This is a genomic window from bacterium (genome assembly GCA_016716565.1).
Classification (GTDB): Bacteria; Bacteroidota; Ignavibacteria; order Ignavibacteriales; family Ignavibacteriaceae; genus IGN2.
Genome location: JADJWC010000002.1, coordinates 239160 through 265417, shown reverse-complemented (window position 1 = coordinate 265417; position 26258 = coordinate 239160). Strand labels below are relative to the sequence as shown.

34 protein-coding genes, 1 tRNA gene and 1 pseudogene are annotated in these 26258 nt (G+C 37.8%); all 36 read left to right on the top strand.

All coding sequences use genetic code 11. From position 1 onward, the window contains the following. Positions 1-16 precede the first annotated feature (16 nt). Positions 17-400, top strand: a complete 384-nt coding sequence (rplL, locus tag IPM14_07915; GenBank protein ID MBK9098031.1) for a 50S ribosomal protein L7/L12 — start codon at positions 17-19, stop codon at positions 398-400. Positions 401-535: 135 nt separating this feature from the next. Beyond that, positions 536-4294, top strand: coding sequence for a DNA-directed RNA polymerase subunit beta (gene rpoB / locus IPM14_07910; protein ID MBK9098030.1), 3759 nt, complete (start codon positions 536-538; stop codon positions 4292-4294). A gap of 45 nt (positions 4295-4339) precedes the next feature. Then, the gene (rpoC, locus tag IPM14_07905; GenBank protein ID MBK9098029.1) at positions 4340-8605 is read left to right on the top strand and encodes a DNA-directed RNA polymerase subunit beta'; all 4266 of its coding nucleotides are present in this window, start codon (positions 4340-4342) and stop codon (positions 8603-8605) included. A 94-nt stretch (positions 8606-8699) separates the two neighbouring features. Continuing rightward, a complete protein-coding gene (locus IPM14_07900) occupies positions 8700-9074 on the top strand; it encodes a 30S ribosomal protein S12 (GenBank protein ID MBK9098028.1) in 375 nt (124 codons plus the stop codon). 6 nt (positions 9075-9080) lie between these two features. Continuing rightward, a complete protein-coding gene (gene rpsG, locus IPM14_07895; protein MBK9098027.1) occupies positions 9081-9548 on the top strand; it encodes a 30S ribosomal protein S7 in 468 nt (155 codons plus the stop codon). A gap of 17 nt (positions 9549-9565) precedes the next feature. Next, entirely contained in the window at positions 9566-11662 is a 2097-nt protein-coding gene (gene fusA, locus IPM14_07890) for an elongation factor G (protein MBK9098026.1), read from the top strand. Between the two features lie 49 nt (positions 11663-11711). After that, positions 11712-12920, top strand: a complete 1209-nt coding sequence (gene tuf / locus IPM14_07885) for an elongation factor Tu (GenBank protein ID MBK9098025.1) — start codon at positions 11712-11714, stop codon at positions 12918-12920. A gap of 72 nt (positions 12921-12992) precedes the next feature. Further along, positions 12993-13301 (top strand): 30S ribosomal protein S10, encoded by a 309-nt coding sequence (rpsJ, locus tag IPM14_07880; protein ID MBK9098024.1) that lies wholly within the window; start codon positions 12993-12995, stop codon positions 13299-13301. Positions 13302-13319: 18 nt separating this feature from the next. Next, positions 13320-13943 (top strand): 50S ribosomal protein L3, encoded by a 624-nt coding sequence (gene rplC / locus IPM14_07875; GenBank protein MBK9098023.1) that lies wholly within the window; start codon positions 13320-13322, stop codon positions 13941-13943. 13 nt (positions 13944-13956) lie between these two features. Further along, complete coding sequence (gene rplD, locus IPM14_07870) at positions 13957-14598, top strand: 50S ribosomal protein L4 (GenBank protein MBK9098022.1); 642 nt, start codon at positions 13957-13959, stop codon at positions 14596-14598. After that, positions 14598-14891 (top strand): 50S ribosomal protein L23, encoded by a 294-nt coding sequence (rplW, locus tag IPM14_07865; GenBank protein ID MBK9098021.1) that lies wholly within the window; start codon positions 14598-14600, stop codon positions 14889-14891. The genes rplD and rplW overlap by 1 nt, the downstream gene beginning before the upstream one ends. Positions 14892-14912: 21 nt before the next feature. Next, complete coding sequence (rplB, locus tag IPM14_07860) at positions 14913-15740, top strand: 50S ribosomal protein L2 (protein ID MBK9098020.1); 828 nt, start codon at positions 14913-14915, stop codon at positions 15738-15740. A 9-nt stretch (positions 15741-15749) separates the two neighbouring features. Continuing rightward, positions 15750-16037: a 30S ribosomal protein S19 gene (gene rpsS / locus IPM14_07855; GenBank protein MBK9098019.1), complete on the top strand. Its 288-nt coding sequence runs from the start codon at positions 15750-15752 to the stop codon at positions 16035-16037. A gap of 19 nt (positions 16038-16056) precedes the next feature. After that, positions 16057-16404 carry a 50S ribosomal protein L22 gene (gene rplV / locus IPM14_07850; GenBank protein MBK9098018.1) on the top strand — a complete coding sequence of 116 codons (348 nt, stop codon included), beginning with the start codon at positions 16057-16059 and terminating at the stop codon, positions 16402-16404. Between the two features lie 15 nt (positions 16405-16419). Further along, entirely contained in the window at positions 16420-17061 is a 642-nt protein-coding gene (gene rpsC / locus IPM14_07845) for a 30S ribosomal protein S3 (GenBank protein MBK9098017.1), read from the top strand. A 21-nt stretch (positions 17062-17082) separates the two neighbouring features. Further along, positions 17083-17499 carry a 50S ribosomal protein L16 gene (rplP, locus tag IPM14_07840; protein ID MBK9098016.1) on the top strand — a complete coding sequence of 139 codons (417 nt, stop codon included), beginning with the start codon at positions 17083-17085 and terminating at the stop codon, positions 17497-17499. Positions 17500-17513: 14 nt separating this feature from the next. Next, positions 17514-17738 (top strand): 50S ribosomal protein L29, encoded by a 225-nt coding sequence (rpmC, locus tag IPM14_07835; protein MBK9098015.1) that lies wholly within the window; start codon positions 17514-17516, stop codon positions 17736-17738. A gap of 4 nt (positions 17739-17742) precedes the next feature. Further along, the gene (rpsQ, locus tag IPM14_07830; GenBank protein ID MBK9098014.1) at positions 17743-18000 is read left to right on the top strand and encodes a 30S ribosomal protein S17; all 258 of its coding nucleotides are present in this window, start codon (positions 17743-17745) and stop codon (positions 17998-18000) included. Positions 18001-18017: 17 nt separating this feature from the next. Further along, positions 18018-18385 (top strand): annotated as a pseudogene (rplN, locus tag IPM14_07825) (50S ribosomal protein L14). A gap of 10 nt (positions 18386-18395) precedes the next feature. Further along, on the top strand, positions 18396-18722 hold the full coding sequence (rplX, locus tag IPM14_07820) for a 50S ribosomal protein L24 (protein MBK9098013.1): 327 nt from the start codon (positions 18396-18398) through the stop codon (positions 18720-18722). A 23-nt stretch (positions 18723-18745) separates the two neighbouring features. Next, on the top strand, positions 18746-19399 hold the full coding sequence (rplE, locus tag IPM14_07815) for a 50S ribosomal protein L5 (GenBank protein MBK9098012.1): 654 nt from the start codon (positions 18746-18748) through the stop codon (positions 19397-19399). A 9-nt stretch (positions 19400-19408) separates the two neighbouring features. Continuing rightward, on the top strand, positions 19409-19678 hold the full coding sequence (rpsN, locus tag IPM14_07810; protein ID MBK9098011.1) for a 30S ribosomal protein S14: 270 nt from the start codon (positions 19409-19411) through the stop codon (positions 19676-19678). A 15-nt stretch (positions 19679-19693) separates the two neighbouring features. After that, positions 19694-20089, top strand: coding sequence for a 30S ribosomal protein S8 (gene rpsH, locus IPM14_07805; protein MBK9098010.1), 396 nt, complete (start codon positions 19694-19696; stop codon positions 20087-20089). A 24-nt stretch (positions 20090-20113) separates the two neighbouring features. Then, positions 20114-20653: a 50S ribosomal protein L6 gene (rplF, locus tag IPM14_07800; protein MBK9098009.1), complete on the top strand. Its 540-nt coding sequence runs from the start codon at positions 20114-20116 to the stop codon at positions 20651-20653. 21 nt (positions 20654-20674) lie between these two features. Further along, entirely contained in the window at positions 20675-21034 is a 360-nt protein-coding gene (locus tag IPM14_07795; protein MBK9098008.1) for a 50S ribosomal protein L18, read from the top strand. A 7-nt stretch (positions 21035-21041) separates the two neighbouring features. After that, positions 21042-21112, top strand: a tRNA-Gln gene (locus IPM14_07790). Positions 21113-21151: 39 nt separating this feature from the next. Next, positions 21152-21658, top strand: a complete 507-nt coding sequence (gene rpsE, locus IPM14_07785) for a 30S ribosomal protein S5 (protein MBK9098007.1) — start codon at positions 21152-21154, stop codon at positions 21656-21658. A gap of 10 nt (positions 21659-21668) precedes the next feature. After that, entirely contained in the window at positions 21669-21854 is a 186-nt protein-coding gene (gene rpmD, locus IPM14_07780; GenBank protein ID MBK9098006.1) for a 50S ribosomal protein L30, read from the top strand. A 12-nt stretch (positions 21855-21866) separates the two neighbouring features. Then, the gene (rplO, locus tag IPM14_07775) at positions 21867-22322 is read left to right on the top strand and encodes a 50S ribosomal protein L15 (protein ID MBK9098005.1); all 456 of its coding nucleotides are present in this window, start codon (positions 21867-21869) and stop codon (positions 22320-22322) included. Between the two features lie 11 nt (positions 22323-22333). After that, positions 22334-23671, top strand: coding sequence for a preprotein translocase subunit SecY (gene secY, locus IPM14_07770; GenBank protein MBK9098004.1), 1338 nt, complete (start codon positions 22334-22336; stop codon positions 23669-23671). 9 nt (positions 23672-23680) lie between these two features. Beyond that, positions 23681-24442 carry a type I methionyl aminopeptidase gene (map, locus tag IPM14_07765; protein MBK9098003.1) on the top strand — a complete coding sequence of 254 codons (762 nt, stop codon included), beginning with the start codon at positions 23681-23683 and terminating at the stop codon, positions 24440-24442. Further along, the gene (gene infA / locus IPM14_07760) at positions 24442-24660 is read left to right on the top strand and encodes a translation initiation factor IF-1 (GenBank protein MBK9098002.1); all 219 of its coding nucleotides are present in this window, start codon (positions 24442-24444) and stop codon (positions 24658-24660) included. The genes map and infA overlap by 1 nt, the downstream gene beginning before the upstream one ends. An 11-nt stretch (positions 24661-24671) precedes the next feature. Then, a complete protein-coding gene (rpmJ, locus tag IPM14_07755) occupies positions 24672-24785 on the top strand; it encodes a 50S ribosomal protein L36 (protein MBK9098001.1) in 114 nt (37 codons plus the stop codon). Positions 24786-24807: 22 nt separating this feature from the next. Continuing rightward, positions 24808-25191 carry a 30S ribosomal protein S13 gene (gene rpsM, locus IPM14_07750; protein ID MBK9098000.1) on the top strand — a complete coding sequence of 128 codons (384 nt, stop codon included), beginning with the start codon at positions 24808-24810 and terminating at the stop codon, positions 25189-25191. A gap of 24 nt (positions 25192-25215) precedes the next feature. After that, positions 25216-25602, top strand: a complete 387-nt coding sequence (gene rpsK / locus IPM14_07745; GenBank protein ID MBK9097999.1) for a 30S ribosomal protein S11 — start codon at positions 25216-25218, stop codon at positions 25600-25602. 18 nt (positions 25603-25620) lie between these two features. Continuing rightward, positions 25621-26247: a 30S ribosomal protein S4 gene (gene rpsD / locus IPM14_07740; protein MBK9097998.1), complete on the top strand. Its 627-nt coding sequence runs from the start codon at positions 25621-25623 to the stop codon at positions 26245-26247. The last annotated feature ends 11 nt before the right edge of the window (positions 26248-26258 follow it).

Below are 26258 nucleotides of genomic sequence, written 5' to 3'. Positions count from 1 at the left end.
AAATCAGGAGTATAAAATGTCAGAAAAAGTAACACAAGCATTAGATATAATTAAGGGTATGTCCCTTATGGAAGCAGCTGAATTAAAGAAAGCTCTCGAAGATGAATTCGGAGTAACTGCTGCAGCACCAATGATGATGGCTGGACCAATGGGTGGTGGTGCTGGCGAAGCAGCTGCTGTTGAAGAAAAAACAGAATTCACAGTAGTTTTACAGAATGCTGGTGAGAAGAAAATAAACGTTATTAAAGTTGTAAGAGCTCATACCGGTTTAGGATTAAAAGAAGCAAAAGATCTGGTTGATGGTGCCCCAAACACAGTTAAAGAGGGTATCTCAAAAGACGAAGCTGAAAAGCTCAAAAAAGAGTTTGAAGAAGCCGGCGCTACAGTAGTACTGAAATAATCATTTTACAGCCGATATTAAATCCTTTTTGTAAAGAGTGATAGTACGGTTTTCCGTTCTATCGCTTTTTGCGTTTAGGATGTTGCAATTTTATGCTTAAAAAAAACAAGTTTTTTAACAAAAGGAGTAGGATAATTGAACAATAACCGCATTTCCTTTGGAGCTATCAAATCAGTTATGGATGTGCCCGATTTACTGAATATCCAGACTGAAACTTTCGAAGAATTTATTCAGCTCGATAAACTCCCTGAAGATAGAGAGAATAAAGGTCTTCAAAAAGTATTTATTGATAACTTCCCGATTTTCGATAATAAAGAAAATTATCGACTGGATTTTATCAATTACAGCGTTGAGAAAGCAAGGTTTTCAGTTGAAGAATGCATGGAAAGAGGCTTGACTTTTGCAGCTCCTCTGAAAGCAAAATTAAGATTATCAGCAAAAGACCCTGACACAGAAGAATTTGTAAACAGTGTTGAACAGGAAGTTTATTTAGGAAGTGTTCCTTTCATGACAGAAAAAGGTACCTTCGTTATTAATGGTGCTGAACGAGTTGTTGTGTCTCAGCTTCACAGATCACCTGGTGTTGCTTTTTCGGAAACCGTTCACCCGAACGGAACTCCAATCTATTCAGCAAGAATAATACCTCTGCGTGGTTCGTGGGTTGAATTTGCTACCGATATTAATTATGTGTTAAATGTTTATATCGATAGAAGAAAGAAATTCCCCGCAACAACTTTGCTTCGAGCACTTGGCTATACAAGCAACGATGAGATATTCAATCTCTTTAATCTTGTTGAAGAAGTAAAAGTTAATAAAACTGATTTAACATCTTACATCGGAAGAGCAATTGCCAGCGATGTATTTGATATGTCAACCGGTGAAATCTTCTTAAGTGGCGGAAGTTATTTAACAGAAGAAGATCTTGAAAGACTTACAGAAGCCGAAATTGAAACTATAAGATTTTTATCGCGTGATACATCACCGGAACAGGACCTGATTGTAAATACATTAAAGAAAGATACTTCCCAGTCAAAGGAAGAAGCTCTGTATGCTATTTACAGACAGCTCAGATCAGGTGAAGCACCGGATCTTGACACTGCTGAACAGTTGATCGAAAAATTATTTTTTAACGATAAGCGATATGATTTAGGTGATGTTGGTCGTCATCGAATGAATGACAAATTGAAATTAGATATTCCCGAAACAACAACAGTTCTTACTGTACAGGATATCATCGAAATAATAAAATATATGATCAAATTGAAAAATGGTTTAGAGCCAGTCGATGATATTGATCATTTAGGAAATAGAAGAGTCCGAACTGTTGGTGAACAATTGAGTCAACAATTTAATGTTGGAATGGCGCGTATGGCAAGGACGATCAAGGAGAGAATGAACATGCGTGATACCGAAAACTTTACTCCTCAGGATCTTGTTAATGCAAGAACTATTACGAGTGTGATAAATGCTTTCTTTGGTACGAACCAGCTTTCGCAGTTTATGGATCAGACAAATCCATTGGCTGAACTTACACATAAGAGAAGAATGTCAGCATTAGGACCGGGTGGATTGACAAGAGAAAGAGCAGGCTTTGAAGTAAGAGACGTTCATTACACACATTATGGCAGACTATGTCCAATTGAAACACCTGAGGGTCCAAACATCGGTCTGATTTCTTCATTGACGATTTTTGCAAGAGTTAATCGTTATGGTTTCCTTGAAACACCTTACAGAAAAGTTGGCAAAGGTAAAGTAACAAAGGACGTTGAATTTTTAAGTGCTGAGCAGGAAGATATTTTTACAATTGCTCAGGCAAATGCATTACTAGATGAACAGTCAAGATTTGTTAGAGAAAGAGTTAAGTCAAGATTAAAAGGTGAATTTCCGATAGTAGCTCCCGATCAGGTAGAATACATGGATGTTGCCCCAGCACAAATTGTAAGCCCTGCTGCTGCACTTATTCCTTTTCTTGAACACGATGATGCGAATAGAGCATTGATGGGATCAAATATGCAACGTCAGGCCGTTCCTCTGTTAAAACCACAGACACCGATCGTTGGTACTGGTATGGAAGGAAGAGTTGCCCGTGATTCAAGAACAATAATCGTTGCTGAAAACAGTGGCGTAATAGAGTTTGTCGATTCTACAAAAATAACCGTCAGATACGATATTAATCCAAACAGCATTGAAGCAATTACTTCTTTCAATGATGTCAGAAGAGTTACTTATAATCTTATAAAGTTTCATGGTACAAACCAGGAAACATCCATAAATCAAAAACCTTATGTCTCAGAAGGACAACGAGTTGAAGAAGGTGATGTATTAGCCGATGGTCAGGCAACCGACCAAGGAGAACTAGCACTTGGTAGGAATGTTCTCGTAGCATTTATGCCCTGGCGTGGTTACAATTTTGAAGATGCTATAATACTCAGCGAAAATCTTGTTAAGAATGATGATTTTACATCTCTGCATATTGAAGAATTCGAGCTTCAGGTTCGCGAGACCAAACGCGGTGAAGAAGAATTAACAAGGGAAATTCCTAATGTTAGCGAAGAAGCTGTTAAAAATCTTGATGAATATGGAATTGTTAGAGAAGGTGCTGAAGTTAAAGAAGGTGATATACTAATAGGAAAAATTACTCCGAAAGGTGAATCGGATCCAACTCCGGAGGAAAAATTACTAAGAGCAATATTCGGAGATAAAGCCGGCGACGTGAAAGATGCTTCATTGAAAGCACCTCCCGGGCTAAGAGGCACTGTAATTAAAACCCGGCTATTTAGCAGAAAGAAAAGAGATGCTGAATCGAAGAAAGCCGAGAAAGCAATGCTCGATAGTCTCGAACACGAACACAATCACAGATTAAAAGAACATTACGCAAAACTTGTTGAAAAACTTACTAAGCTCTGCGAAGGATTAGTTACTACAGGTATAAGAGATCTCGATGGTACTGTTGCGCTAAGAGCTAATACGACAATAAAAGATACCACATTCTCTGCTATCGAAGATGTAACAAAGCTCGATTATACTCTTGATTGGTTCGACAGCAAAAAAACCAATCAGCATATAAAGACTTTATTTAAAAATTATTTCGATAAATCTGCCGAGATTGGTGAAGACTACAAGCGCGAAAAAATTAAGATTGCAAGCGGTGATGAACTTCCACCAGGAATAGTTCAGCTTGCAAAAGTATATGTTGCTAAGAAAAGAAAAGTTTCCGTTGGTGATAAGATGGCAGGAAGACACGGTAATAAAGGTGTAGTAGCAAAAGTAGTTCCTGTTGAAGATATGCCTTTCTTACCAGATGGAACACCGGTTGATATTATTTTGAATCCGCTTGGTGTACCATCCAGAATGAACCTCGGTCAGCTTTACGAAACTGCACTTGGATGGGTTGGTCACAAACTCGGAGTAAAATTTGCAACTCCGATTTTTGACGGTGCCAAAGTTGAAGACGTCGAAGAATGGCTTGGAAAAGCTGGGCTCGAGTTGGGTTCAAAAACAGATTTGTATGATGGCAGATCAGGTGAGAAATTCCATCAGAAAGTTACCTGTGGATTTATCTATATGATGAAACTAAGCCATCTCGTTGATGATAAGATTCACGCCCGCTCAATTGGACCTTACTCATTAATTACGCAGCAGCCGCTTGGTGGGAAAGCTCAATTTGGCGGTCAGCGTTTTGGTGAAATGGAAGTTTGGGCACTTGAAGGTTACGGTGCTGCATATACATTGCAGGAAATCCTCACGATTAAAAGTGATGACGTTGCTGGAAGAGCAAAAGCGTACGAAGCAGTTGTTAAAGGTGATAACCTGTTGCAGCCGAATATCCCTGAATCGTTTAATGTTTTAATTAAAGAGCTCCAGGGATTAGGGCTCGATGTTACGATTAACTAATTGAATTATTTAAAAAGAATTTTAATAGAACTTAGGAGATAAAATATGGCTTTCAGAATCCAAGAACACGCAATGATGGATATCGACAGCATTACTATTAGTCTTGCAAGTCCCGATGATATTTTATCAAGATCTTATGGGGAAGTAACTAAGCCTGAAACTATTAATTACAGGTCATTCCGTCCGGAGAAAGACGGACTCTTCTGTGAAAAAATATTTGGACCAACACGTGATTGGGAATGTTTCTGCGGAAAGTATAAAAGGATCAGGTACAAAGGAATCATTTGCGATCGCTGCGGTGTTGAAGTAACTCAGAAGAGTGTGCGTCGCGAGAGAATGGGACACATTGGTCTTGCAGTTCCTGTAGTACACATTTGGTTCTTCAGAGCACAGCCATCTAAGATCGGAAACATCATCGGCTTAAGCCTTAAAGAGCTTGAGAAAGTTATTTATTATGAATCGTATATCGTACTCAATCCCGGACCAACCGGCTTGAAAAAAGGTGATCTGATTTCTGAAGATCAATACTTTGAAGTGATGAGTTCCTTGCCTTCTGAAAACCAAAGATTTGAAGATACTCATCCCGATAAATTTGTTGCTAAAATTGGTGGCGATGCGGTAAAGACAATTCTTAAGAATACGAATATTGAAAAACTATCTGAAGAACTTCGTGAGCAAGTCAAAGTAGAAACATCTCAGCAAAAAAAGGCTGACCTTCTTAAGAGATTAAGAGTTATCGAAGCTTTCAAATTAGAAAACATCAAAGTTGAAAATAAACCAGAGTGGATGGTATTAAGTTTTATTCCCGTAATACCACCTGAACTAAGACCACTCGTGCCACTTGAAGGCGGAAGATTTGCCACAAGTGATTTGAATGATTTGTACAGAAGGGTCATCATTCGAAATAATCGTCTGAAAAGACTGATGGATATCAAAGCCCCGGAAGTAATTCTTCGAAATGAAAAAAGAATGCTTCAGGAAGCAGTCGATGCTCTCTTTGATAATTCAAGAAGAGGAAGTGCAGTTAGAAGTGACAGTAATCGTCCTCTAAAATCTTTAAGTGATATGCTTAAAGGTAAGCAGGGAAGATTTCGTCAGAACTTGTTGGGAAAAAGAGTTGATTACTCTGCACGTTCTGTAATTGTTGTTGGACCCGAATTAAAACTTCATCAATGCGGTCTTCCAAAAGATATTGCTGTTGAATTATTCAAACCTTTCTTAATTAGAAAATTAATTGAAAGAGGACATAACAAAACAGTTAAAAGTGCCAGAAAAGTTGTCGACAGAAAAGACCCGATGATCTGGGATATACTTGAAAAAATTATCCAGGCACATCCTGTTCTTTTAAACAGAGCTCCCACGCTGCACCGACTCGGTATTCAGGCTTTCCAGCCGATATTAATTGATGAGAAAGCTATTCAGTTACATCCCATGGTATGTACTGCTTTTAATGCTGACTTCGACGGTGACCAGATGGCAGTGCATGTTCCTCTTTCCTACGAAGCTCAGCTCGAAGCTGCATTATTAATGTTGAGCAGTCATAACATTCTTTCTCCACAAAATGGAAGTCCGATTGTTGTCCCTACTCAGGATATAGTTCTCGGATGCTACTATTTGACGAAACAAAGAGAAGGTGATAAAGGTGAAGGAATGGTATTCTATTCACCGGAGGAAGTGATTATCGCTTATGATAATAAAAAGGTTGGTCTGCATGCAAAGATTAAAGTGAAAATAGATGGGAATTTTATAGAGACTACTACTGGAAGAGTAATATTCAATCAAATACTTCCAAAAGAAATGGGTTACATCAACCAGCTTCTTATCAAAAAAGTATTTGGTGGAATAATTGGAAAAATGTATATCCAATTGGGTAACAAAGTAACTGCTAAATTCTTGGATGATCTGAAAGATCTTGGATTTAAATTCGCGAGCGAAGGTGGATTATCCGTTAGCTACGCAGATATGGTTGTCCCTGAAGAAAAAGAAAATCTTATTGGTAAGGCTAACAAAAAGGTTGATGGAATTCTAAATGAACACGAGCAAGGTGTAATTACAGATGCAGAAAGATATAATAAAATAATTGACGTTTGGACTCATACTACGAATGATGTATCCCGGGCATTGATGGAAAAAATTAAAAGAGCTGAAGGCGGATTCAACTCTTTGCATATGATGGTTGACTCTGGCGCAAGAGGTTCGCAGGAACAGGTACGACAGCTTGCTGGTATGAGAGGTCTGATGATGAAACCTCAGAAAACATTATCCGGTCAAGCAGGCGAAATTATCGAGAATCCAATCGTTGCTAATTTTAAAGAAGGATTGACCGTATCTGAATATTTTATTTCAACTCACGGTGCAAGAAAAGGTCTTGCTGATACTGCTCTCAAAACAGCAGATGCTGGTTATCTGACGCGAAGATTAGTTGACGTTTCGCAGGATGTGATTATAACTGAAATTGATTGCGGGACAATTCTCGGAATAGAAGTAAAAGCACTTAAAGATGTCGAACAGGAAAGAGAGCCTTTGGGCGAACGTATCACCGGAAGAGTAGTTCAGGAAGATGTCTATCATCCAATTACTGAAGAATTAATTATCGAAGCTGGTGAAATAATCACTGAAGATATCGCTGAAAAAATTGAAGATGCAAATATTGATTCGGTTTATATTAGAACTGTATTAACTTGCGAATCGAAGAAAGGTGTATGTGCAAAATGTTATGGCCGAAATCTCACGACAAGCAAACTCGTTGAAGTAGGTGAAGCTGTTGGAATTGTTGCTGCACAATCTATCGGCGAGCCAGGTACTCAGCTTACACTTCGAACGTTTCACCTTGGTGGTACATCATCAAGAATTGCAACTCAATCGCAAGTTGAAACAAATATTGAAGGAACGGCAAAATTTGAAAAAGTAAATTTTGTAGAAAAAGTTATTCAGGACCCTTTTTCCGGGAAAGATTTTTCGGTAAAAGTAGTCACAGGAAGAAGAGGTGCGATTGGAATCTATGATGAAAATAATAGGCAGTTAAAGAAATATGATGTGCCTTACGGTGCCGAACTTACTGTAAATGATGGTCAGGTTGTTAAAAGAAACGAAGCTCTTTATCATCATGATCCGTACAACGCATTAATTATTTCTGATATACCAGGTAAAGTTGGTTTTGTTGACTTAGTGGATGGATCAACACTGAAGCAAGTTACGGATGAGCAAACAGGTCACGTACAAAAAGTTGTAACCGATTCAAAAGATAAAACTCTGACACCCAGTATAGTTATCGTTGCTGAGAATGGAGATAAGAAATCGTTTAATCTTCCAACCAGATCTTATTTAGCTGTGGAAGAAGGTGAATCAATTACTGCCGGTACTGTGCTTGCAAAAATTTCAAAGCAAACGACAAAGACAAGAGACATTACTGGTGGTTTACCAAGAGTTACAGAATTATTTGAAGCAAGAAGCCCTCAGGATCCGGCGATTGTTTCGGATATAGAAGGACTGGTTAAGTTTGGTGGTAGAAAGAAAGGCTCAAGAGAAATCTCAGTTATAGCTCATGATGAATCTGATGAAAAAAAATATGCTGTTCCTTTAGGGAAACATATATTGGTTCAGGAAGGTGATGATATCCCGGCAGGTGAAAAAATTACCGACGGTCCAATGAACCCTCATGATATTCTTAGAATTAAAGGAACAAGTGCAGTACAAGAATATCTGGTAAATGAAATTCAGGATGTCTATCGATTGCAGGGTGTTAAGATAAACGACAAGCATATAGAAGTAATCGTTAGACAAATGCTTCAGAAAGTTAGGGTAGTATCGCCGGGTGATACTAGGTTTCTTGAGGAAGATTTGGTTGATCGAATAGAATTCTTAGAAGAAAACAATAAAATGTCGAATCTCGTCGTAGTTGAGGAAAAAGGTGATTCTAGATTAAAGAATGGCTCAATCCTTCCTAAAACTAAAGCACGGGAAATAAACGTGGATCTCAAGAAGAGAGAGAAAAAGTTGATGGAAATACGAGATGCAATGCCAGCTACTTTTGAGCACGTACTTCTTGGAATTACTCAAGCTGCCCTTTCAACCGAAAGTTTCTTATCGGCAGCTTCGTTTCAGGAGACAACGAAAGTTCTTGCAAACGCAGCAATTCAGGCTAAAATTGATAGATTGATTGGTCTTAAAGAGAATATAGTGATGGGACACTTAATACCGGCTGGAACTGGATTGAAGAAATATAAGAATTTGAAGTTATCAAGTGAGTTAGAACCGGTGGTTGAGGTTAAGGAAGAAGAAATAAAAGTTGAGGAAAGCGGTGTTGAATAGCACCTTGATTAACTGTCTTTCTTGACTTAATAGTTATCAACAAGTATATTTGAAATCCGAATTTTTTAATATGAATAAAACTTAGGAGAAAGTATTGCCAACTATTAATCAACTTGTCAGAAAAGGACGAGTTCAGATATTATCAAAGAATAAAGCTCCGGCTTTGAGTGCTTGCCCTCAAAAGCGTGGAGTATGTACACGTGTGTATACAACGACTCCTAAGAAGCCAAACTCAGCCTTAAGAAAAGTAGCAAGAGTCAGGCTTACTAATCATATGGAAGTGACTGCTTATATCCCCGGTGAAGGACATAACCTTCAGGAACATTCGATTGTGTTGATACGGGGAGGGCGTGTAAAAGATTTGCCCGGAGTAAGATATCATATTATTCGTGGAACTCTTGATACAAGTGGTGTTGAAGACAGAAAAAAAGGAAGATCAAAATACGGTGCTAAAAAACCTAAATCTTAATGAAGTATGAGAAAAAGAAGAGCAGAAAAAAGGTATATAAAACCAGATCCAAAGTTTAACGATATTACAGTTTCTAAGTTTATCAATGTATTGATGAATGAAGGAAAGAAATCCGCAGCCAGAAAAATTATTTATGGTGCGTTTGATTTAATAGAAGGCAAAACTAAAAAACCAGGGCTGGAAGTTTTTAAACAGGCACTTTCAAATGTTCAGCCTATTATCGAAGTAAGAAGCAGAAGAGTTGGTGGAGCAACTTACCAGGTTCCGAGTGAAGTTAGACCTGAAAGAAGAACAGCTCTTGCAATGAGATGGATTAAAACTTATGCAAGTCAGCGTGGTGATAAAACAATGGCACAGAAACTAGCTCAAGAATTAATCGCAGCATCTAACAATGAAGGATCGGCTGTAAAGAAAAAGGATGATACTCACAAAATGGCTGAAGCTAATAAAGCTTTTGCTCATTTTAAATGGTAAGAATAAGCTAAGAATTTATGTCTCAGAAAGTAAAAATAGAAAAAGTAAGAAATATTGGGATAATGGCGCATATCGATGCGGGTAAAACCACAACGACTGAGCGTATTTTGTTTTATACCGGAAAACTTCATCGATTAGGTGAAGTGCACGATGGTGCTGCAGTTATGGATTGGATGGAACAGGAAAAAGAACGCGGTATTACAATTACCAGCGCTGCAACTACTTGTTACTGGAACGATCATCAGATAAACATTATTGATACACCTGGACACGTTGATTTTACAGTGGAAGTTGAACGTTCACTGAGAGTATTAGACGGAGCGGTTGCACTATTCTGTGCAGTTGGTGGCGTTGAGCCGCAATCCGAAACAGTTTGGCGACAGGCAGATAAATATGGTGTGCCACGTATTGCCTTTATTAATAAAGTTGACAGAATCGGTGCTGATTTTTATAACGCCGTTCAAATGATGAAAGATAGATTAAAAGCGAACGCAGTTCCGATAAATTTACCAATTGGTCAGGGTGATATGTTCGTTGGTGTAATCGATCTTATCCATTTTAATGCTCGGATGTATCACGAAGAAACTTTTGGTGCAACATACGATGAGATAGCAATCCCTCAAGATTTGATGGAAGTTGCTACAAAGTACAGAACTCAAATGCTGGAAGCTGTCTCTGATGTTGATGATACGCTACTCGAAAAATATCTTGAAGGTAAAGAAATTACTGCGGATGAAGTACTCAAAGTATTAAGAAGAGCTACCATTGAACTAAAAATAATCCCGGTACTGTGCGGTTCTGCATTTAAAAATAAAGGTGTTCAAAAATTACTCGATTATGTAGTTGAACTTCTTCCATCACCGGTTGATTTTAAGGAAATAGAAGCTCATCACATCGGAATAAATGATTTAGTTACAAGAAAAATTGATGAGAAGGAAAAGTTTGTTGCTTTGGCATTTAAAATTATGAATGATCCTTTCGTTGGCAAATTATGCTTTTTCCGTGTATATGCTGGAACTCTGAAAGCAGGTTCATATATTTATAATTCAGTAAGCCAGAAGAAAGAACGTATTGGAAGACTTTTGCAGATGCATGCAAATCATCGTGAGGATATCGATGAAGTTAAAGCTGGTGACATAGCCGCTGCCGTTGGGTTAAAACATACACGGACTGGTGATACTTTATGTGATGAGCATGATCCAATAATTCTGGAAAAAATGTCGTTCCCGGAACCAGTTATTCAAATCGCAATCGAACCAAAGACGAAAGCTGATCAGGATAAATTATCTGAATCACTCGCAAAGCTTTCAGATGAAGATCCTACATTCCGTGTGAATGTTGATCAGGAAACAGGTCAGACATTGATAAGTGGAATGGGAGAACTTCACCTTGAAATTCTAGTTGACAGAATGAAGCGAGAATTTAAAGTTGAAGCAAATATTGGTAAGCCTCAGGTTGCTTATAGAGAAACTATTACTGATACTGTTCAGGTAGAAGGTAAGTTTATAAAGCAATCTGGCGGACGTGGTAAATATGGTCATGTTGAAATTGAACTTGGACCAAATGAACCAGGTAAAGGATTCGAATTTATTAATGCGATTGTCGGTGGCACAGTACCTAAAGAATATATACCTGCAGTATCTGCGGGAATACAGGAAGCAATGCGTAACGGTGTAGTTGCTGGTTTCCCAGTCGTAGACATTAAAGCCAAACTATACGATGGATCTTATCACGATGTTGATTCCGATGAATTATCTTTCAAAGTAGCTGGTTCAATGGCATTCAAGAGTGGCTCTCAAAAAGCCAAACCAATTTTACTCGAACCAATTATGTCGGTTGAAGTTGTAACTCCTGAAGATTACTTAGGTGATGTGATGGGAGATCTTAACTCACGAAGAGGAAAAATAGAAGGATTTAATGCAAGGAAGGATGCACAGGTTATTAAAGCACTTGTCCCTCTTTCTGAAATGTTTGGATATGCTACAATACTTCGCTCTATGACACAGGGAAGAGCAATTTACACAATGCAGTTTGATCATTATCAGCAGGTTCCTCAATCAATAGCAGAGGAGATCGCTGAAAAATCATTAGGTAAGAAGTCAACAGCAGTTTAATTAACAAAAGAATAAACAAAAAAAGGAACAAAACTAAAAGGAGAATACGATGGCAAAAGAAAAATTTGACAGGAGTAAGCCGCACGTTAACGTTGGAACAATTGGTCACGTCGATCATGGTAAAACCACTTTAACTGCCGCCATCACTATGGCCCTCAATAAGAAGGGTTTATCAGAGGTAAGAACATTCGATAGTATCGATAATGCACCCGAAGAAAGGGAAAGAGGTATTACGATTGCTACCGCACACGTTGAATATTCAACTGCAAATCGACACTACGCTCACGTAGATTGTCCTGGTCACGCTGACTACGTTAAGAATATGATCACAGGTGCTGCTCAAATGGATGGTGCAATCCTGGTTGTTGCCGCTACAGATGGTCCAATGCCTCAGACCAGAGAACACATTCTCCTTGCAAGACAAGTTGGTGTTCCTAAAATTGTTGTTTTCATGAATAAAGTTGATATGGTTGATGACCCTGAACTACTTGAACTTGTAGAAGTTGAACTTAGAGACCTTCTTACTTCTTATGAATTCCCTGGTGATGATATACCAATTATTCAGGGCTCTGCATTGAAAGCTTTGGAAGCTGCATCAAGTAATGAAACTAAAATTGATGATCCTAGACTTGATTGCATTTGGAAACTTATGGAAGCTGTAGACTCCTATATTCCTATTCCACAGAGAGAAACTACAAAACCATTCTTAATGCCTGTTGAGGACGTATTCTCAATTACTGGACGTGGTACAGTTGCTACAGGTAGAGTTGAGAGAGGTGAAGTGAAAATTCAAGAGGAAGTTGAACTTATTGGATTAGGTATTCACAAGAAAACAGTTGTGACAGGAATTGAAATGTTTAGAAAAGAACTTGATTCTGCAATGGCTGGAGATAACGCTGGTATTCTTTTAAGAGGTGTTGATAAAAATGAAATTGAAAGAGGAATGGTTCTGGCTAAAACAGGATCGATTACTCCTCATACAGTATTTGATGGTTCAGTTTATATTCTGTCAAAGAATGAAGGTGGAAGACATACACCATTCTTTAATGGTTACAGACCTCAGTTCTATTTCAGAACTACTGACGTAACCGGTGTTGCTACTCTTCCTGAAGGAACCGAAATGGTTATGCCTGGTGATAACGTTAAGCTTAAAGTTGAATTGATTTCTGAAATCGCTATGGAAGAAGGATTAAGATTCGCTATTCGTGAAGGTGGAAGAACCGTTGGTGCTGGTGTAGTAACTAAAATTTATAAATAATAAACAAATATTCTTTTAAGAAAAGGGAGACCTTATCTCCCTTTTCATTTGTAAAATTAAAGGAGTTTCTAAGTGCCTGGTCAGAAAATAAGAATTAAGTTGAAATCTTACGATCATATATTGATTGATAAGTCAACAGAAAAGATCATTAAAACTGTAAGGAGTACAGGAGCAGTGGTCTCAGGACCAATTCCTCTTCCGACCAGAAAGACAGTTTATACTGTTCTCAGATCTCCGCACGTTGATAAAAAATCACGTGAGCAATTTGAAACGCGCGCTCACAAAAGAATAATTGATATTCATAACTCAAATAACAAAACCGTCGATTCATTAAGCAAGCTTGATATTCCGGCGGGTGTTGATATAGAAATTAAATTATAATATAACGCTGAGTTTGATATGCCTGGAATTTTAGGTAAAAAAATAGGAATGACAAGCATCTTTAATGCTGAAGGTGATTTGGTTACAGTAACTGTAATTCAAGCGGGCCCTTGCAAAGTTGTCTCTCTTCGCAGCAAAGAAAAAGATGGTTACTCTGCTGCTCTATTGGGATTTGAAGAGAAGAAAGAAAAACATGTAAGTAAACCTGTTTTAGGACAGTTTAAGAAAAGCAATGTTACTCCTCAAAAAACTGTGAGAGAATTTAAAGGATTCGATATTGAAAGCCTCAAAGTTGGTGATGATATTAAAGTCGATATATTTCGGGAAGGTGATACATTAAAGGTTAGAGGAAAGAGCAAGGGAAAAGGATTTCAGGGTGTAATGAAGCGTCACAATTTTGGCGGTGTTGGTGGAACCACACACGGTCAAAGCGATAGATTAAGAGCTCCTGGTTCGATTGGTGCAAGTTCCTGGCCTTCAAGAGTATTTAAAGGACAGAGAATGGCTGGAAGAAAAGGATTTGAAAATGTTACTGTCCGCAATCTTAAGGTGATTAAAATAATCCCCGAAGATAATCTGATAATGGTAAAGGGCGCTGTACCTGGCTCAATAAATTCGATAGTTGAACTGATAAAGAATTAATGACTGAACAAAAATGAATTTAGATATTTATAACAAACCTTCAGGTAAGAAAGTAAAGCTTGATGATGAAATCTTTGGTATTCAGCCAAACGATCATGCGATTTATCTTTCTGTAAAAGCATTCCTTGCAAATCAGAGACAGGGAACTCACAAAGCAAAAGAGAGATCTGAAGTACGCGGTGGTGGTAAAAAACCTTGGAGACAAAAAGGAAGAGGAACTGCAAGAGCAGGTACGATTCGTTCACCTCTTTGGATTGGTGGCGGAACTATTTTCGGACCTCGCCCAAGAGATTACCGTCAGAAGCTTCCTCAAAAAGTAAAGCAACTTGCTCGTAAATCTGCATTGAGCTATAAAGCAAAAGATGAACAGTTAATCGTAGTTGAGGATTTTTCGTTTGATAAACCAAAGACAAAAGAATTTGTGTCAATGATGAATGCTTTGAAACTCAGCGGTAAAAAAATTCTTTTGTTGACGGGTAAAAATGAGACCAATGTTTATAAATCAGGAAGAAATATTAGTAAGGTTAGTGTGATGGAAGCGAGCAAAGCTTCAACTTATGACATACTTAATAACCAAATTCTGGTTTTACAGCAGACGGCTGTTGATGCTATTTCAAAGACATTCAGTGAAAAAGAAGAAAAGGCGGTGAACTAATGCACCAAATATTAATCAGTCCTCTCATTACTGAAAAGATGACGAATATAACTGCTGATAAAGGTAAGTATGGATTTCTCGTTAATCCAAAAGCAAATAAAATTCAGATTGCAAAAGCAATTGAAGAGAAGTTTAATGTTCATGTTACCGATGTAAAGACTATTAATCATCAGGGGAAAACCAAAACGCAGTTTAGAAAAAGTGGACGGTTCACCGGAAAAACGGCAAAATATAAGAAAGCAATTATCACCCTTAAAGAAGGGGAAAAAATTGAGCTATTTGAAGCAGTATAGCTGATAGGAACAGGTAAGTAAATGGGAATTAAAAAATTAAAACCAGTAACACCAGGAACAAGATTCAAAAGCGACTATACTTTTGAAGAGATAACTAAATCTACACCTGAAAAATCTCTTACTGTTGCTTTAAGAAAATCTGGCGGAAGAAATAACCTTGGAAGAATTACCGCACGTCACATAGGTGGCGGTCATAAAAGACGCTATAGGATTATTGACTTCAAAAGAAATAAGCATGGTATCCCTGCAAAAGTATTCTCAATAGAATATGACCCTAACAGGTCAGCAAGAATAGCATTGCTGCATTATGCTGATGGCGAGAAGCGATATATCATTGCACCAAATGGATTGAAAGTTGGCGACAAAATTTCTTCAGGTTCTGGAAGTGAAATTTCAGTTGGCAATGCTTTGCCTCTAAAGGAAATGCCATTGGGTAGTTTTGTTCATAACGTAGAAATTAAACCGGGTAAAGGTGGTCAGCTTGGAAGAAGTGCCGGAAGTTCTCTTCAGCTAATGGCAAAAGAAGGAAACTTTGCACAGTTGAAAATGCCTTCCGGAGAAGTTAGACTTATAAACGTTAACTGTCTCGCAACATATGGTATGGTTGGAAATTCAGAGCACGAAAATATCAGTCTTGGTAAAGCAGGTAGAACGAGATGGCTTGGTAAAAGATCATATGTTAGAGGTGTTGCAATGAATCCTGTTGATCATCCAATGGGTGGTGGTGAAGGAAAAACTTCAGGCGGCGGACATCCTGTTTCTCCCTGGGGTCAAAAGTCAAAAGGATTGAAAACTAGAAAGAGAAAAAATCCATCTAATAAATACATTATTAAAAGAAGGAAAAGTTAGGTTTAGCCTATGCCACGATCGGTAAAAAAGGGACCGTTTATACATTACAAGCTGTTACAGAGAATCAAGCAGCTTAATGATGCAAATCAGAAGAAAATAGTAAAAACATGGTCACGTGCATCCATTATTACTCCTGATTTTGTAGGTCACACAATTGCAGTTCACAATGGAAATAAAATGATTCCGATTTTTATAACTGAAAATATGGTCGGGCACAAATTAGGCGAGTTTGCACCCACCCGGATTTTCAGAGGTCACCCGGGAACTAAAGCAGAAAAAGCTGTAAAAGCAGGTTAATTAAGAAAGATTATTTACGATGGAAGCAAGAGCAAGAAACAGATTTATTGGATCATCTCCTAGAAAAATGAGATTGGTAATCGATTTAATAAGAGGTGAATCAGTTGATAAAGCATTGGAGATACTTCACTTCTCTCCAAAACATTCGTCAAAGGATGCAGAAAAAACTTTACGATCAGCAGTTTCAAATCTGATTAATAATAAAGAAGAAACTGTGAGAGTTGAGCCAGCCGATCTCTTTGTAAAAGAAGCCTATGTAAATGTTGGCCCGACTTTGAAAAGAATATCACCTGCACCGCAGGGCAGAGCATACAGGATAAGAAAAAGATCCTGTCATTTAACAATTGTTGTAGCAAAAAAAGCATAATTTCAGGAGGAATTTTTGGGACAGAAAACTAATCCGGTAGGTTTAAGAGTAGGCTTGATAAGAGGCTGGAATTCGAATTGGTATGAAAGTAAAAGCTATGCTACAAAGTTGAAAGAAGATAATAAGCTTCGTGATTATGTAAGGAACAGATTGAAGAAGGCAGGAATTTCGAAAATTATAATTGACAGAACATCAAAAAGTATTATACTGAATATTCACACTTCAAGACCGGGTGTTGTAATTGGTAAAAGTGGTAAAGAAATCACTCAACTTGAAGAAGAATTAAAACAGATTTCTAACAAAGAAGTTAAAATTCAGATTTCGGAAATAAAAAGACCCGAACTCGATGCCTATCTTGTAGCAGAAAATATTGCAAGTCAGATTGAAGGAAGAGTTTCATTTAGAAGAGCCATGAAAATGGCGATTACAGCTTCAATGAGAATGGGTGCTGAAGGAATACGTGTTATGTGTGCTGGAAGATTAGGTGGCGCTGAAATCGCAAGAACTGAACAATATAAAGATGGAAGAATACCGCTTCACACATTAAGAGCTGATATAGATTATGCAAATGGCAGAGCAGAAACTATCTATGGCTCAATTGGAATTAAAGTGTGGATTTGCCGTGGTGAAATTCTCGGCAAGAGAGCTAGTGAATAATTTTGAGCAGGAGCTAACAATATGTTAATGCCGAAAAGAGTAAAATTTAGAAAAGCACATAGAGGTAGAAGAAAAGGTAATGCGAAACGTGGCAGTTCGGTTGCTTTTGGAGATTTTGGATTAAAGTCTCTCGAACCAGCATGGATAACCAGCAGGCAGATTGAAGCTTGCCGTGTTGCTCTTTCAAGAAAAATGAAGAGAGATGGTCGTGTTTGGATTAGAATTTTCCCAGACAAACCAGTTTCTAAAAAACCTTTGGAAACCAGAATGGGTAAGGGTAAAGGAGCCCCGGAATTCTGGGTAGCTGTAATTAAACCGGGAAGAATTCTTTTCGAAGTTTCCGGCGTTACCAGAGAAGTTGCAAATGATGCGCTTACAATTTGTTCGCACAAGTTACCCATTAAAACTAAAGTGGTTTCCAGACCAGATTTTGAATAAGCAAGGATATTGAAATGAAGATTCATGAAATAAAAGAAATGAAAACTGAAGAAATAATTCAAAGAATAAAAGACGAAGAACGCAACTTAGTAGATTTAAGGTTTTCTCATCAATTGAAACAGTTGACAAATACTTCAAAAATAAAAAATGTTAAAAGAGATATTGCAAGACTGAAGACCGTTCTTAAGCAAAGAGAATTTCAAGCTGCAGATACTTCAGCGAAAGGAGTAAACGCTTAAAAAAATGGAAACACGCGGATTAAGAAAGACAAGGATCGGTGTTGTCGTAAGCAATAAGATGGATAAAACTATCACTGTTGCCATCGAAAGAAAAGTAGCTCATCCTATTTATAAAAAATATTTTAAGAAGACTACAAAACTTATGGCTCACGATGAAAAGAAGGAATGCGGCATTGGTGATAAAGTAAAAATTATGGAAACACGCCCGCTCAGCTTAAAGAAGAGATGGCGATTAGTTGAAATTATTGAAAAAGCCAAGTAGGCAGGAGAATTACGGCGATGATTCAGGAAGAAACAAATCTGGTAGTAGCTGATAACTCGGGTGCAAAAAAAGTAAGATGCATTCGTGTTTTGGGCGGAAGCGGAAGAAGATATGCTACTGTTGGAGATACAATTGTGGTTAGCGTTAAAACTGCAATGCCAAACGGCACAGTAAAAAAGGTGAAGTTTCCCGTGCGGTGATTGTAAGAACTAAAAAAGAAGTAAGAAGAAAAGACGGTTCATATATCAGGTTTGATGAAAATGCAGCAGTATTGATTAATCCGCAGAATGAACCAAGAGGTACACGAATTTTCGGACCTGTTGCTCGTGAACTTAGAGATAAACAATTTATGAAAATCGTTTCATTAGCACCCGAAGTATTGTAAAAGGTTTAAAATGAAAATCAGAAAAAATGATATGGTAATGGTTATATCCGGCAACGACCGTGGTAAAACCGGAAAAGTTTTAAAAGTATTTCCTCAGAAGTATCGTATTATAGTTGAAGGAATAAATCTCAGGAAAAAGCATACAAAACCAAATCAGAAAAATCCGCAAGGCGGAATTCTTGAAAAAGAAGCATCAATTCATGCTTCAAATGTGATGATTTTGGATCCTAAGACTAATGAACCGACTCGTATTGGTTCAAGAGTTATTCTTGATGAAAAAACTGGTACAAAGAAAATCGCCCGTGTTGCTAAGGCAAGCGGCGAAATGATTCAATAAGAATTTAAATTATTGTTAGTAAGATGGCAGAAAAAAAGCAAGTAAAAGAATCAAAAGAGAAAAAAGAGAAACCAAAAAAAGATGCTGAAAAACCATCCGCTGTAAAGGATGTTAAAATTCCATGCAGACTTTTTAATTTCTATCACAGTGATGTAGTTCCTGGTCTTAAAAAGACATTCGGTTATAAAAATGCGATGCAGGTTCCGAAGATTGAAAAGGTAGTTGTCAATATGGGTGTTGGAGCTGCGGTTGCCGAACCGAAAATTCTTGAAGAAGCCGTTAGAGAGTTGGAATCAATAACCGGGCAAAAAGCGAGCATCAGGAAAGCAAAGAAAGCAATTTCAAACTTTAAATTACGTGAAGGAATCAGCATTGGTGCAATGGTAACTCTTCGTAAAGACAGAATGTACGAATTTCTTGATCGTCTCATAAATGTTGCTTTACCAAGAGTACGTGACTTCAGAGGTTTATCAGATAAATCTTTTGACGGAAGAGGTAATTATACTCTCGGTGTAAAAGAGCAGATTATATTCCCAGAAATCAATGTCGATAAAATAACACGTGTTCTCGGAATGGATATTACAATAGTTACTTCAGCGAGAAGTGACAACGAAGCTTACGAGCTTTTAAAAGCATTCGGAATGCCTTTCATTAAAAAAGAAATTAAAAAAGCTTAGGAGATTTTAATGGCCAGGACCTGTTTAATAGCAAGAGAAGATAAAAGACACAGACTTTACGAAAAGTACAAGAAAATTCGCGAGGATTTGAAAGCAGCCGGTGATTACGAAGCGCTGCAAAAACTCCCACGTGACTCTTCTCCGACCAGATTGAAAAATCGTTGCATGTTTACAGGAAGAGCCAGGAGCTATTATAGAAAATTTGGAGTTTCAAGATTGGTATTCAGAGAGATGGCTCTCAGAGGTGAAATTCCAGGCGTAAAAAAATCAAGTTGGTAAACGGAGAAAGTGTAAATGCCAGTTACAGACCCCATTGCAGATTATTTAACAAGAATAAGAAACGCTACTAAAGCTAAAAAAGTACGTGTCGAAATTCCGGCTTCGAGAACTAAAATAGGATTATCAGAAATTCTGAAGAATTTAGGTTACATCATAGATTATGAAGTTGTTGATGATAATAAGCAGAAAAAGTTGAATATTGTTCTCAAGTATAAAAACGGAATACCAGCTATTAATGGATTGAAGAGAATTAGTAAACCGGGTCTTCGTGTTTACAGATCAGCTGATAAGCTGCCTAAAGTTTTAAACGGATTAGGCACTGCTGTTATTTCTACTCCGAAGGGTTTATTGACCGATAAGGATGCAAGGAATAACCTCGTTGGCGGCGAAGTAGTTTGTTATATATGGTAAATTTTTAAAGTCGGAGATTAAAGAGTGTCCAGAATAGGTAAAAAACCAATAGAGATTCCGAAGGGTGTTACAATAACTTTGGATGGTCAGACGATTAAAGTTAAAGGACCAAAGGGCGAATTGCATAGATCAATTCATCCATCTATCAAAGCTGAAATCGTGGATAACGAAATTAAGTTTAGCAGGCCTGATGATCTGAAGGAAACAAGATCTCTTCATGGTTTAACACGTGCGTTAGTCCAGAATATGGTTGTTGGTGTAACAGATTCTTATAAAAAATCTCTTGAAATAGTTGGAGTTGGTTATAAAGCAGAATTAAAAGGAAAGAATTTACTTCTAACTATAGGTTATTCTCATCCTATTTATTTCGTTCCGCCGGATGAAGTTAAGCTCGAAGTGCCGGCACCGACACAGATCAACATTTCAGGAAATGATAAAGAATTAGTCGGACTTGTTGCTGCAAAGATCAGATCATTCAGGAAACCAGAACCATACAAGGGTAAAGGAATTAAATATTCTGATGAAAGAATCATCAGGAAAGCCGGTAAGACTGCTGGTGCATAATTTTTAGGAGTTTATTTTGTAATGAAAAAGAAAACATCAAGAGAAAGAGCAAAAATAAAAATCAGGAAAAAGATTTCGGGAACTACTGAAAAACCACGTCTTTCAGTATTCAGAAGTCTTGATAACATTTATGCTCAGATCATTGACGATTCAACAGGAACTACATTGGTTGCAATGTCAAGTTTAAATAAAGAAGCTAAAGCTGAAGTAAATTCGGTCAAAGGTAAAATAAATAAGAGTAAGCTGATAGGAACAATGCTGGCAAAGAAAGCATTGGAAAAAAATATCAAATCAGTTGTATTTGATAGAGGCGGCTTTAGATATCATGGTCGTGTAAAAGCTTTAGCTGATGGTGCCCGTGAGGGAGGACTTGCATTCTAATGATTCTTGCCGGGTCGTCTAATGGTAGGACTACGCCCTTTGGAGGCGTCTGTAGAGGTTCGAATCCTCTCCCGGCAGCTTCCATACAATTAACGAAAGTTTTTTTTAGGAGATAAATTGAAAAGAGTTAAATCCACTGAGATAGAAGGATTAAAAGAAAAAGTTGTTCACATCAATCGTGTTGCAAAAGTTGTAAAAGGTGGACGCAGGTTCAGCTTTAATGCTATTGTGGTTGTTGGCGATGGAAACGGAACCGTTGGAGTCGGGCTTGGCAAAGCTAACGAAGTAACTGATGCCATTTCAAAAGGCATTGATGATGCAAAGAAAAGTCTTGTTAAGGTAACAGTGCGTAAAGGAACAGTTTCGCATGAAATTATCGGCAGATACGGCGCCGGGAAAGTTTTACTAAAACCAGCTTCCCCAGGTACCGGGCTTATTGCTGGCGGTGGAGTCAGAGCAGTTCTTGAAGCTGCAGGTGTACAGGATGTTTTAACAAAATCATTAGGATCAAGCAATCCGCATAATCAGGTTAAAGCGACATTAAATGGATTGATGATGCAGATTGATGCAAAAACTATGGCAGATAAAAGAGGAAAAACTATTCAGGAAATTTTTGCTTCTTAATAGAGGATTTATGGCAAAGTTAAAAATTATACAAACTAAAAGTGTAATCGACAGACCCGAGAAACAGAAAAGGATTATCGAAGCGTTGGGTTTGGGAAGACCAAACTGGGAAAGAATTCATAACGATACTCCGCAGATCCGGGGAATGATAAACAAAGTTACACATCTCGTTAGAGTTGAAGAAGTTAAGGAGTAAGGAAACTAAAAGATGGACATTTTAAGTAATTTAAAATACGCTGAAGGATCAAAGAAAAAACGTAAGAGAGTCGGCAGAGGTGAAGGTTCAGGTCACGGCGGTCAGGCGACAAGAGGTATGAATGGTCAGCGTTCACGTTCTGGCTCAAAGAAAAAACCATGGTTTGAAGGTGGTCAGATGCCTCTTCAAAGAAGAATTCCGAAATTCGGATTCACGAATATTTTTAAGGAAACCTATCAGGTAGTTAATCTTAATGCTTTGCAACGAGTTGCAAGCGATAGTAAACTTGATGGCGTTATAAATATTGAGGAATTGAAGAACTTAGGTCTGATTTCAACAACGAAAAAACCCGTTAAGATTTTAGGTAAAGGCGAGCTTAAAGTAAAACTAAACCTTGAGGTTAATGCTATAAGTCAAAGCGCTAAAGAAAAAATCGAATCAGCTGGCGGTTCAATAAAGTTAATTTAATGCGGTATTAAATGTCGAGACTTACAGAAACTTTCCGGAACATTTTCAAGATACATGAACTTCGCCAGAGGATTTTTTATACGCTGGCTTTGTTGTTTCTTGTTCGATTAGGTGCACATATTACTATCCCGGGTGTTGATACAACACTCCTTGCTGAGAGCATGAAAAATGCAACCAGCGACAACCTCTTTGGTTTGTATGATCTGTTTGTTGGTGGTGCATTTTCAAATGCAGCTATATTTGCACTTGGTATTATGCCTTACATCTCAGCTTCTATTATCTTACAGTTGCTGGGTGCTGTCTGGCCGTATCTGCAGAAATTACAGCAGGAAGGTGAAGAAGGAAGAAAGAAGATTACCCAATGGACCAGGTACTTGACCGTAGCTATTTCGGGTATGCAAGCCTGGGGAGTAACGATAAGGTTATTAAATATTCAAGTTCAGGGTTTACCGATTGTTCCTGAGGCTGTTAATGGATTTGCCTGGGTTCTTTCTACAATAATTATTCTTACATCAGGAACTATCTTCATGATGTGGATGGGAGAACAGATAACAGAAAGAGGAATAGGTAACGGAATTTCTTTGATAATTTTTATTGGAATTATTGCTCGGTTTCCGCACTCAATAATTGATGAAATTAGATTAATCAGTGTTGGACAGAGATCAATTATTATTGAGATAATTATTCTGATCTTTATGTTTTTCATTATTGCTGGAGTTGTTCTTGTCACTCAGGGTACTCGAAGGATACCTGTTCAATATGCAAAAAGAGTTGTCGGAAGAAAAATATACGGTGGTGTTACCCAGTATATTCCTTTAAGAGTTAATACAGCCGGCGTAATGCCGATAATATTTGCTCAATCGATAATGTTTATTCCAAATACAGTTTTATCATTTTTTCCTGAGAACGAATTTTTACAGAACTTATCAAGTTATTTTGTTTATGATTCGCCGGTATATTCCGTGATTTATGCTTTGATGATTGTGTTCTTTACCTATTTTTATACAGCAATCGCATTTAATCCGAAAGACGTTGCCGATAACATGAAGAAGCAGGGAGGTTTCATTCCAGGTATCCGACCCGGAAAACAGACTTCTGAGTTCATTGATAATATTTTAACGAAAATTACTCTGCCGGGTTCAATCTTCCTGGCAATTGTTGCAATTTTACCGGCATTCATATCCGGATTCAACGTATCACCACAGTTCGCACAGTTCTTTGGAGGAACAAGCTTGCTGATTATCGTTGGTGTTGCTTTGGATACTTTGCAGCAGATAGAATCGCACTTGCTGATGAGACATTATGATGGCTTTATGAAGTCCGGTAAACTCAGAGGACGCAGAGCTTAGTTAGCACTTGTGATTTATTTAAAGACTCAAAAGGAAATTGATTTTATAAAGGAAAGTTGTCGAATTGTTGCTGAAACGCTTCGATTAGTTAAAAGTCAGGTTAGAATTGGTGTTACGACAATTGAACTCGATAAAATAGCTGAAGATTATATAAGAAGTAATAATGCGAGCCCTGCATTTAAAGGATATTCGCAGGGAGGTTTGCCTGGTTTTCCGGGATCAGTTTGCACCTCAATCAATGATGCAGTTGTTCATGGAATTCCGGGACAGGTAAAGCTTGAAGACGGAGATATAATATCTCTGGATGTTGGTGTTCTTAAAAATAATTTTTATGGCGATGCGGCTATTTCAGTTGCAGTGGGAAATATTTCCGAGGAAAAAAGAAAACTTCTTGAAGTAACGGAAAAATCATTGTACCTTGGAATTGAGCAAGCCAAAAGTGGAAACAGAATCCACGATATATCAGCAGCCGTTCAGGATTATGTTGAGCAAAATGGATTTTCAGTCGTCAGAGACCTCTGTGGTCACGGAGTCGGAAAGTTTTTACATGAAGATCCGGCAGTTCCAAATTTCGGGAAAAGAGGCACAGGCTCAAAACTGAAAAAAGGAATGACGATAGCAATCGAGCCAATGGTTAATGCTGGTGGGTATGAGGTTATGTCTGCTTCGGATGGCTGGACTGTTTTAACTGCAGATGGTTCACCATCAGCACATTTTGAGCATACAATTTTGATAATGGATAATTCACCGGAAATATTAACTGTTTGTTAATGGCAAAACAAGGTCCGATAAAAATAGATGGCGTAATAACTGAAACTTTACCGAATGCTACATTCCGGGTAAAGTTAGATAACGGCCACGAAATACTTGCTCATATTTCGGGCAAGATGAGAATGCATTTTATAAAAATTCTGGTTGGTGATAAAGTATCAATTGAGATGTCTCCCTATGATTTATCCAAGGGAAGAATTACTTACAGATATAAATAACAGGTGTTAATATGAAAGTTAGATCATCAGTGCGAAAAATATGTGATAAGTGCAAAATAATAAGACGCAAAGGCGTTGTTAGAGTAATTTGCTCTAATCCAAAGCACAAGCAAAGACAAGGTTAAATTTTAAAAGAGGAGTTATATTTTGGCTCGTATATCAGGTGTTGATTTACCTAAAAATAAAAAAGTTTTATTCGGTCTGCAGTACATTTATGGAATCGGACCGACATCATCTTCTGAAATTCTGGAGAAAGCAAAGATAGATCCGAACAAAAAAGTTGGTGATCTGACAGAAGAAGATGTTGCTCAAATCAGAGCTGTTATTACATCTGAGTTTAAAGTTGAAGGTGCACTTCGTTCAGAAGTACAGCAGAACATTAAGCGCTTGATGGATATCGGAGCGTACAGAGGAATAAGACATAGAAAAGGACTTCCGGCAAGAGGTCAGAGAACCAGAACAAACTCGAGAACCAGGAAAGGCAAACGTAAAACTGTTGCCGGCAAAAAGAAAACACCAACTAAGAAATAATTTTTGTTAATCGGAGGATTTTGATTGGCTAAATCGGTAAAAAAAGTAAAGAAGAAAACGCAGGTCGACCTGAACGGTGTTGCTCATATTAAAGCAACATTTAATAATGTTATTGTCACGATTACGGATATTTATGGAAATACATTATCCTGGTCATCTGCAGGTAAAAATGGTTTTAAAGGATCAAGGAAAAATACACCATTTGCAGCACAGGTATCTGCCGAAGCTGCAGCTAAAGAAGCATATGATCTTGGTCTTCGGAAAGTTGAAGTAAAAGTAAAAGGACCAGGCTCAGGAAGAGAAGCGGCAATCAGATCTTTGCATACTGCCGGATTGGAAATTACATCTATTAAGGACGTAACACCAATACCTCATAACGGATGCAGGCCACCAAAGCGTAGAAGAGTTTAAAGAAGGAGTTATTTTTAAATGGCAAGACACACAGATTCAGTTTGCAAATTATGCAGAAGAGAAAGACAAAAACTTTTTCTTAAAGGTCAGAAATGCTATACTGAAAAGTGCCCGATTGAATCAAGAAATTATGCACCAGGTCAGCATGGCCTCAGCAGACGGGCAAAAGTATCTGAATATGGATTACAGCTGAGAGAAAAACAGAAAATCAAAAGAATGTACGGTTTGCTGGAAACTCAATTCAGAAATTATTTTGAGAAAGCTAATAAGCAAAAAGGTATTACTGGTGAAAACCTGATTAAGATACTTGAAAGAAGATTGGATAACGTTGTTTACAGGCTGGGATTTGCTGCTTCCAGAAGTCAGGCAAGACAGCTTATAAAGCATAGACATTTTATAGTTAATGAAAGACTTGTAGACGTACCATCTTATCTCGTATCACAAGGTGACATTGTTAAAGTAAAAGACAAAAGTAAGAAACTCGACGCAATTCATAACTCACTTAAGCGTGTGAAAGAAAGTGCGTACCCCTGGCTTACTATCGATAAAGCAACATTGACCGGAACATTTCTTCAGGTTCCGGAAAGAGCAGATGTTCCTCTAAACGCCAATGAACAATTGGTTGTAGAGCTCTATTCTAAATAATTAATTTTTGA

Excerpts from the sequence above, each read along its gene's own strand:
- rplC (MBK9098023.1), top strand. The coding sequence starts at position 13,320 with ATGCCTGGAATTTTAGGTAAAAAAATAGGAATGACAAGCATCTTTAAT.
- rplW (MBK9098021.1), top strand. The coding sequence starts at position 14,598 with ATGCACCAAATATTAATCAGTCCTCTCATTACTGAAAAGATGACGAAT.
- rplL (MBK9098031.1), top strand. The coding sequence starts at position 17 with ATGTCAGAAAAAGTAACACAAGCATTAGATATAATTAAGGGTATGTCC.
- rpmD (MBK9098006.1), top strand. The coding sequence starts at position 21,669 with ATGGCAAAGTTAAAAATTATACAAACTAAAAGTGTAATCGACAGACCC.
- rpsD (MBK9097998.1), top strand. The coding sequence starts at position 25,621 with ATGGCAAGACACACAGATTCAGTTTGCAAATTATGCAGAAGAGAAAGA.
- secY (MBK9098004.1), top strand. The coding sequence starts at position 22,334 with ATGTCGAGACTTACAGAAACTTTCCGGAACATTTTCAAGATACATGAA.
- rpmC (MBK9098015.1), top strand. The coding sequence starts at position 17,514 with ATGAAGATTCATGAAATAAAAGAAATGAAAACTGAAGAAATAATTCAA.
- rplB (MBK9098020.1), top strand. The coding sequence starts at position 14,913 with ATGGGAATTAAAAAATTAAAACCAGTAACACCAGGAACAAGATTCAAA.
- infA (MBK9098002.1), top strand. The coding sequence starts at position 24,442 with ATGGCAAAACAAGGTCCGATAAAAATAGATGGCGTAATAACTGAAACT.
- rplO (MBK9098005.1), top strand. The coding sequence starts at position 21,867 with ATGGACATTTTAAGTAATTTAAAATACGCTGAAGGATCAAAGAAAAAA.
- IPM14_07795 (MBK9098008.1), top strand. The coding sequence starts at position 20,675 with ATGAAAAAGAAAACATCAAGAGAAAGAGCAAAAATAAAAATCAGGAAA.
- rpoC (MBK9098029.1), top strand. The coding sequence starts at position 4,340 with ATGGCTTTCAGAATCCAAGAACACGCAATGATGGATATCGACAGCATT.
- fusA (MBK9098026.1), top strand. The coding sequence starts at position 9,566 with ATGTCTCAGAAAGTAAAAATAGAAAAAGTAAGAAATATTGGGATAATG.
- rplD (MBK9098022.1), top strand. The coding sequence starts at position 13,957 with ATGAATTTAGATATTTATAACAAACCTTCAGGTAAGAAAGTAAAGCTT.
- rpsS (MBK9098019.1), top strand. The coding sequence starts at position 15,750 with ATGCCACGATCGGTAAAAAAGGGACCGTTTATACATTACAAGCTGTTA.
- rplP (MBK9098016.1), top strand. The coding sequence starts at position 17,083 with ATGTTAATGCCGAAAAGAGTAAAATTTAGAAAAGCACATAGAGGTAGA.
- tuf (MBK9098025.1), top strand. The coding sequence starts at position 11,712 with ATGGCAAAAGAAAAATTTGACAGGAGTAAGCCGCACGTTAACGTTGGA.
- rplX (MBK9098013.1), top strand. The coding sequence starts at position 18,396 with ATGAAAATCAGAAAAAATGATATGGTAATGGTTATATCCGGCAACGAC.
- rpsN (MBK9098011.1), top strand. The coding sequence starts at position 19,409 with ATGGCCAGGACCTGTTTAATAGCAAGAGAAGATAAAAGACACAGACTT.
- rpsG (MBK9098027.1), top strand. The coding sequence starts at position 9,081 with ATGAGAAAAAGAAGAGCAGAAAAAAGGTATATAAAACCAGATCCAAAG.
- rpsH (MBK9098010.1), top strand. The coding sequence starts at position 19,694 with ATGCCAGTTACAGACCCCATTGCAGATTATTTAACAAGAATAAGAAAC.
- rpsQ (MBK9098014.1), top strand. The coding sequence starts at position 17,743 with ATGGAAACACGCGGATTAAGAAAGACAAGGATCGGTGTTGTCGTAAGC.
- rplE (MBK9098012.1), top strand. The coding sequence starts at position 18,746 with ATGGCAGAAAAAAAGCAAGTAAAAGAATCAAAAGAGAAAAAAGAGAAA.
- rpmJ (MBK9098001.1), top strand. The coding sequence starts at position 24,672 with ATGAAAGTTAGATCATCAGTGCGAAAAATATGTGATAAGTGCAAAATA.
- rplV (MBK9098018.1), top strand. The coding sequence starts at position 16,057 with ATGGAAGCAAGAGCAAGAAACAGATTTATTGGATCATCTCCTAGAAAA.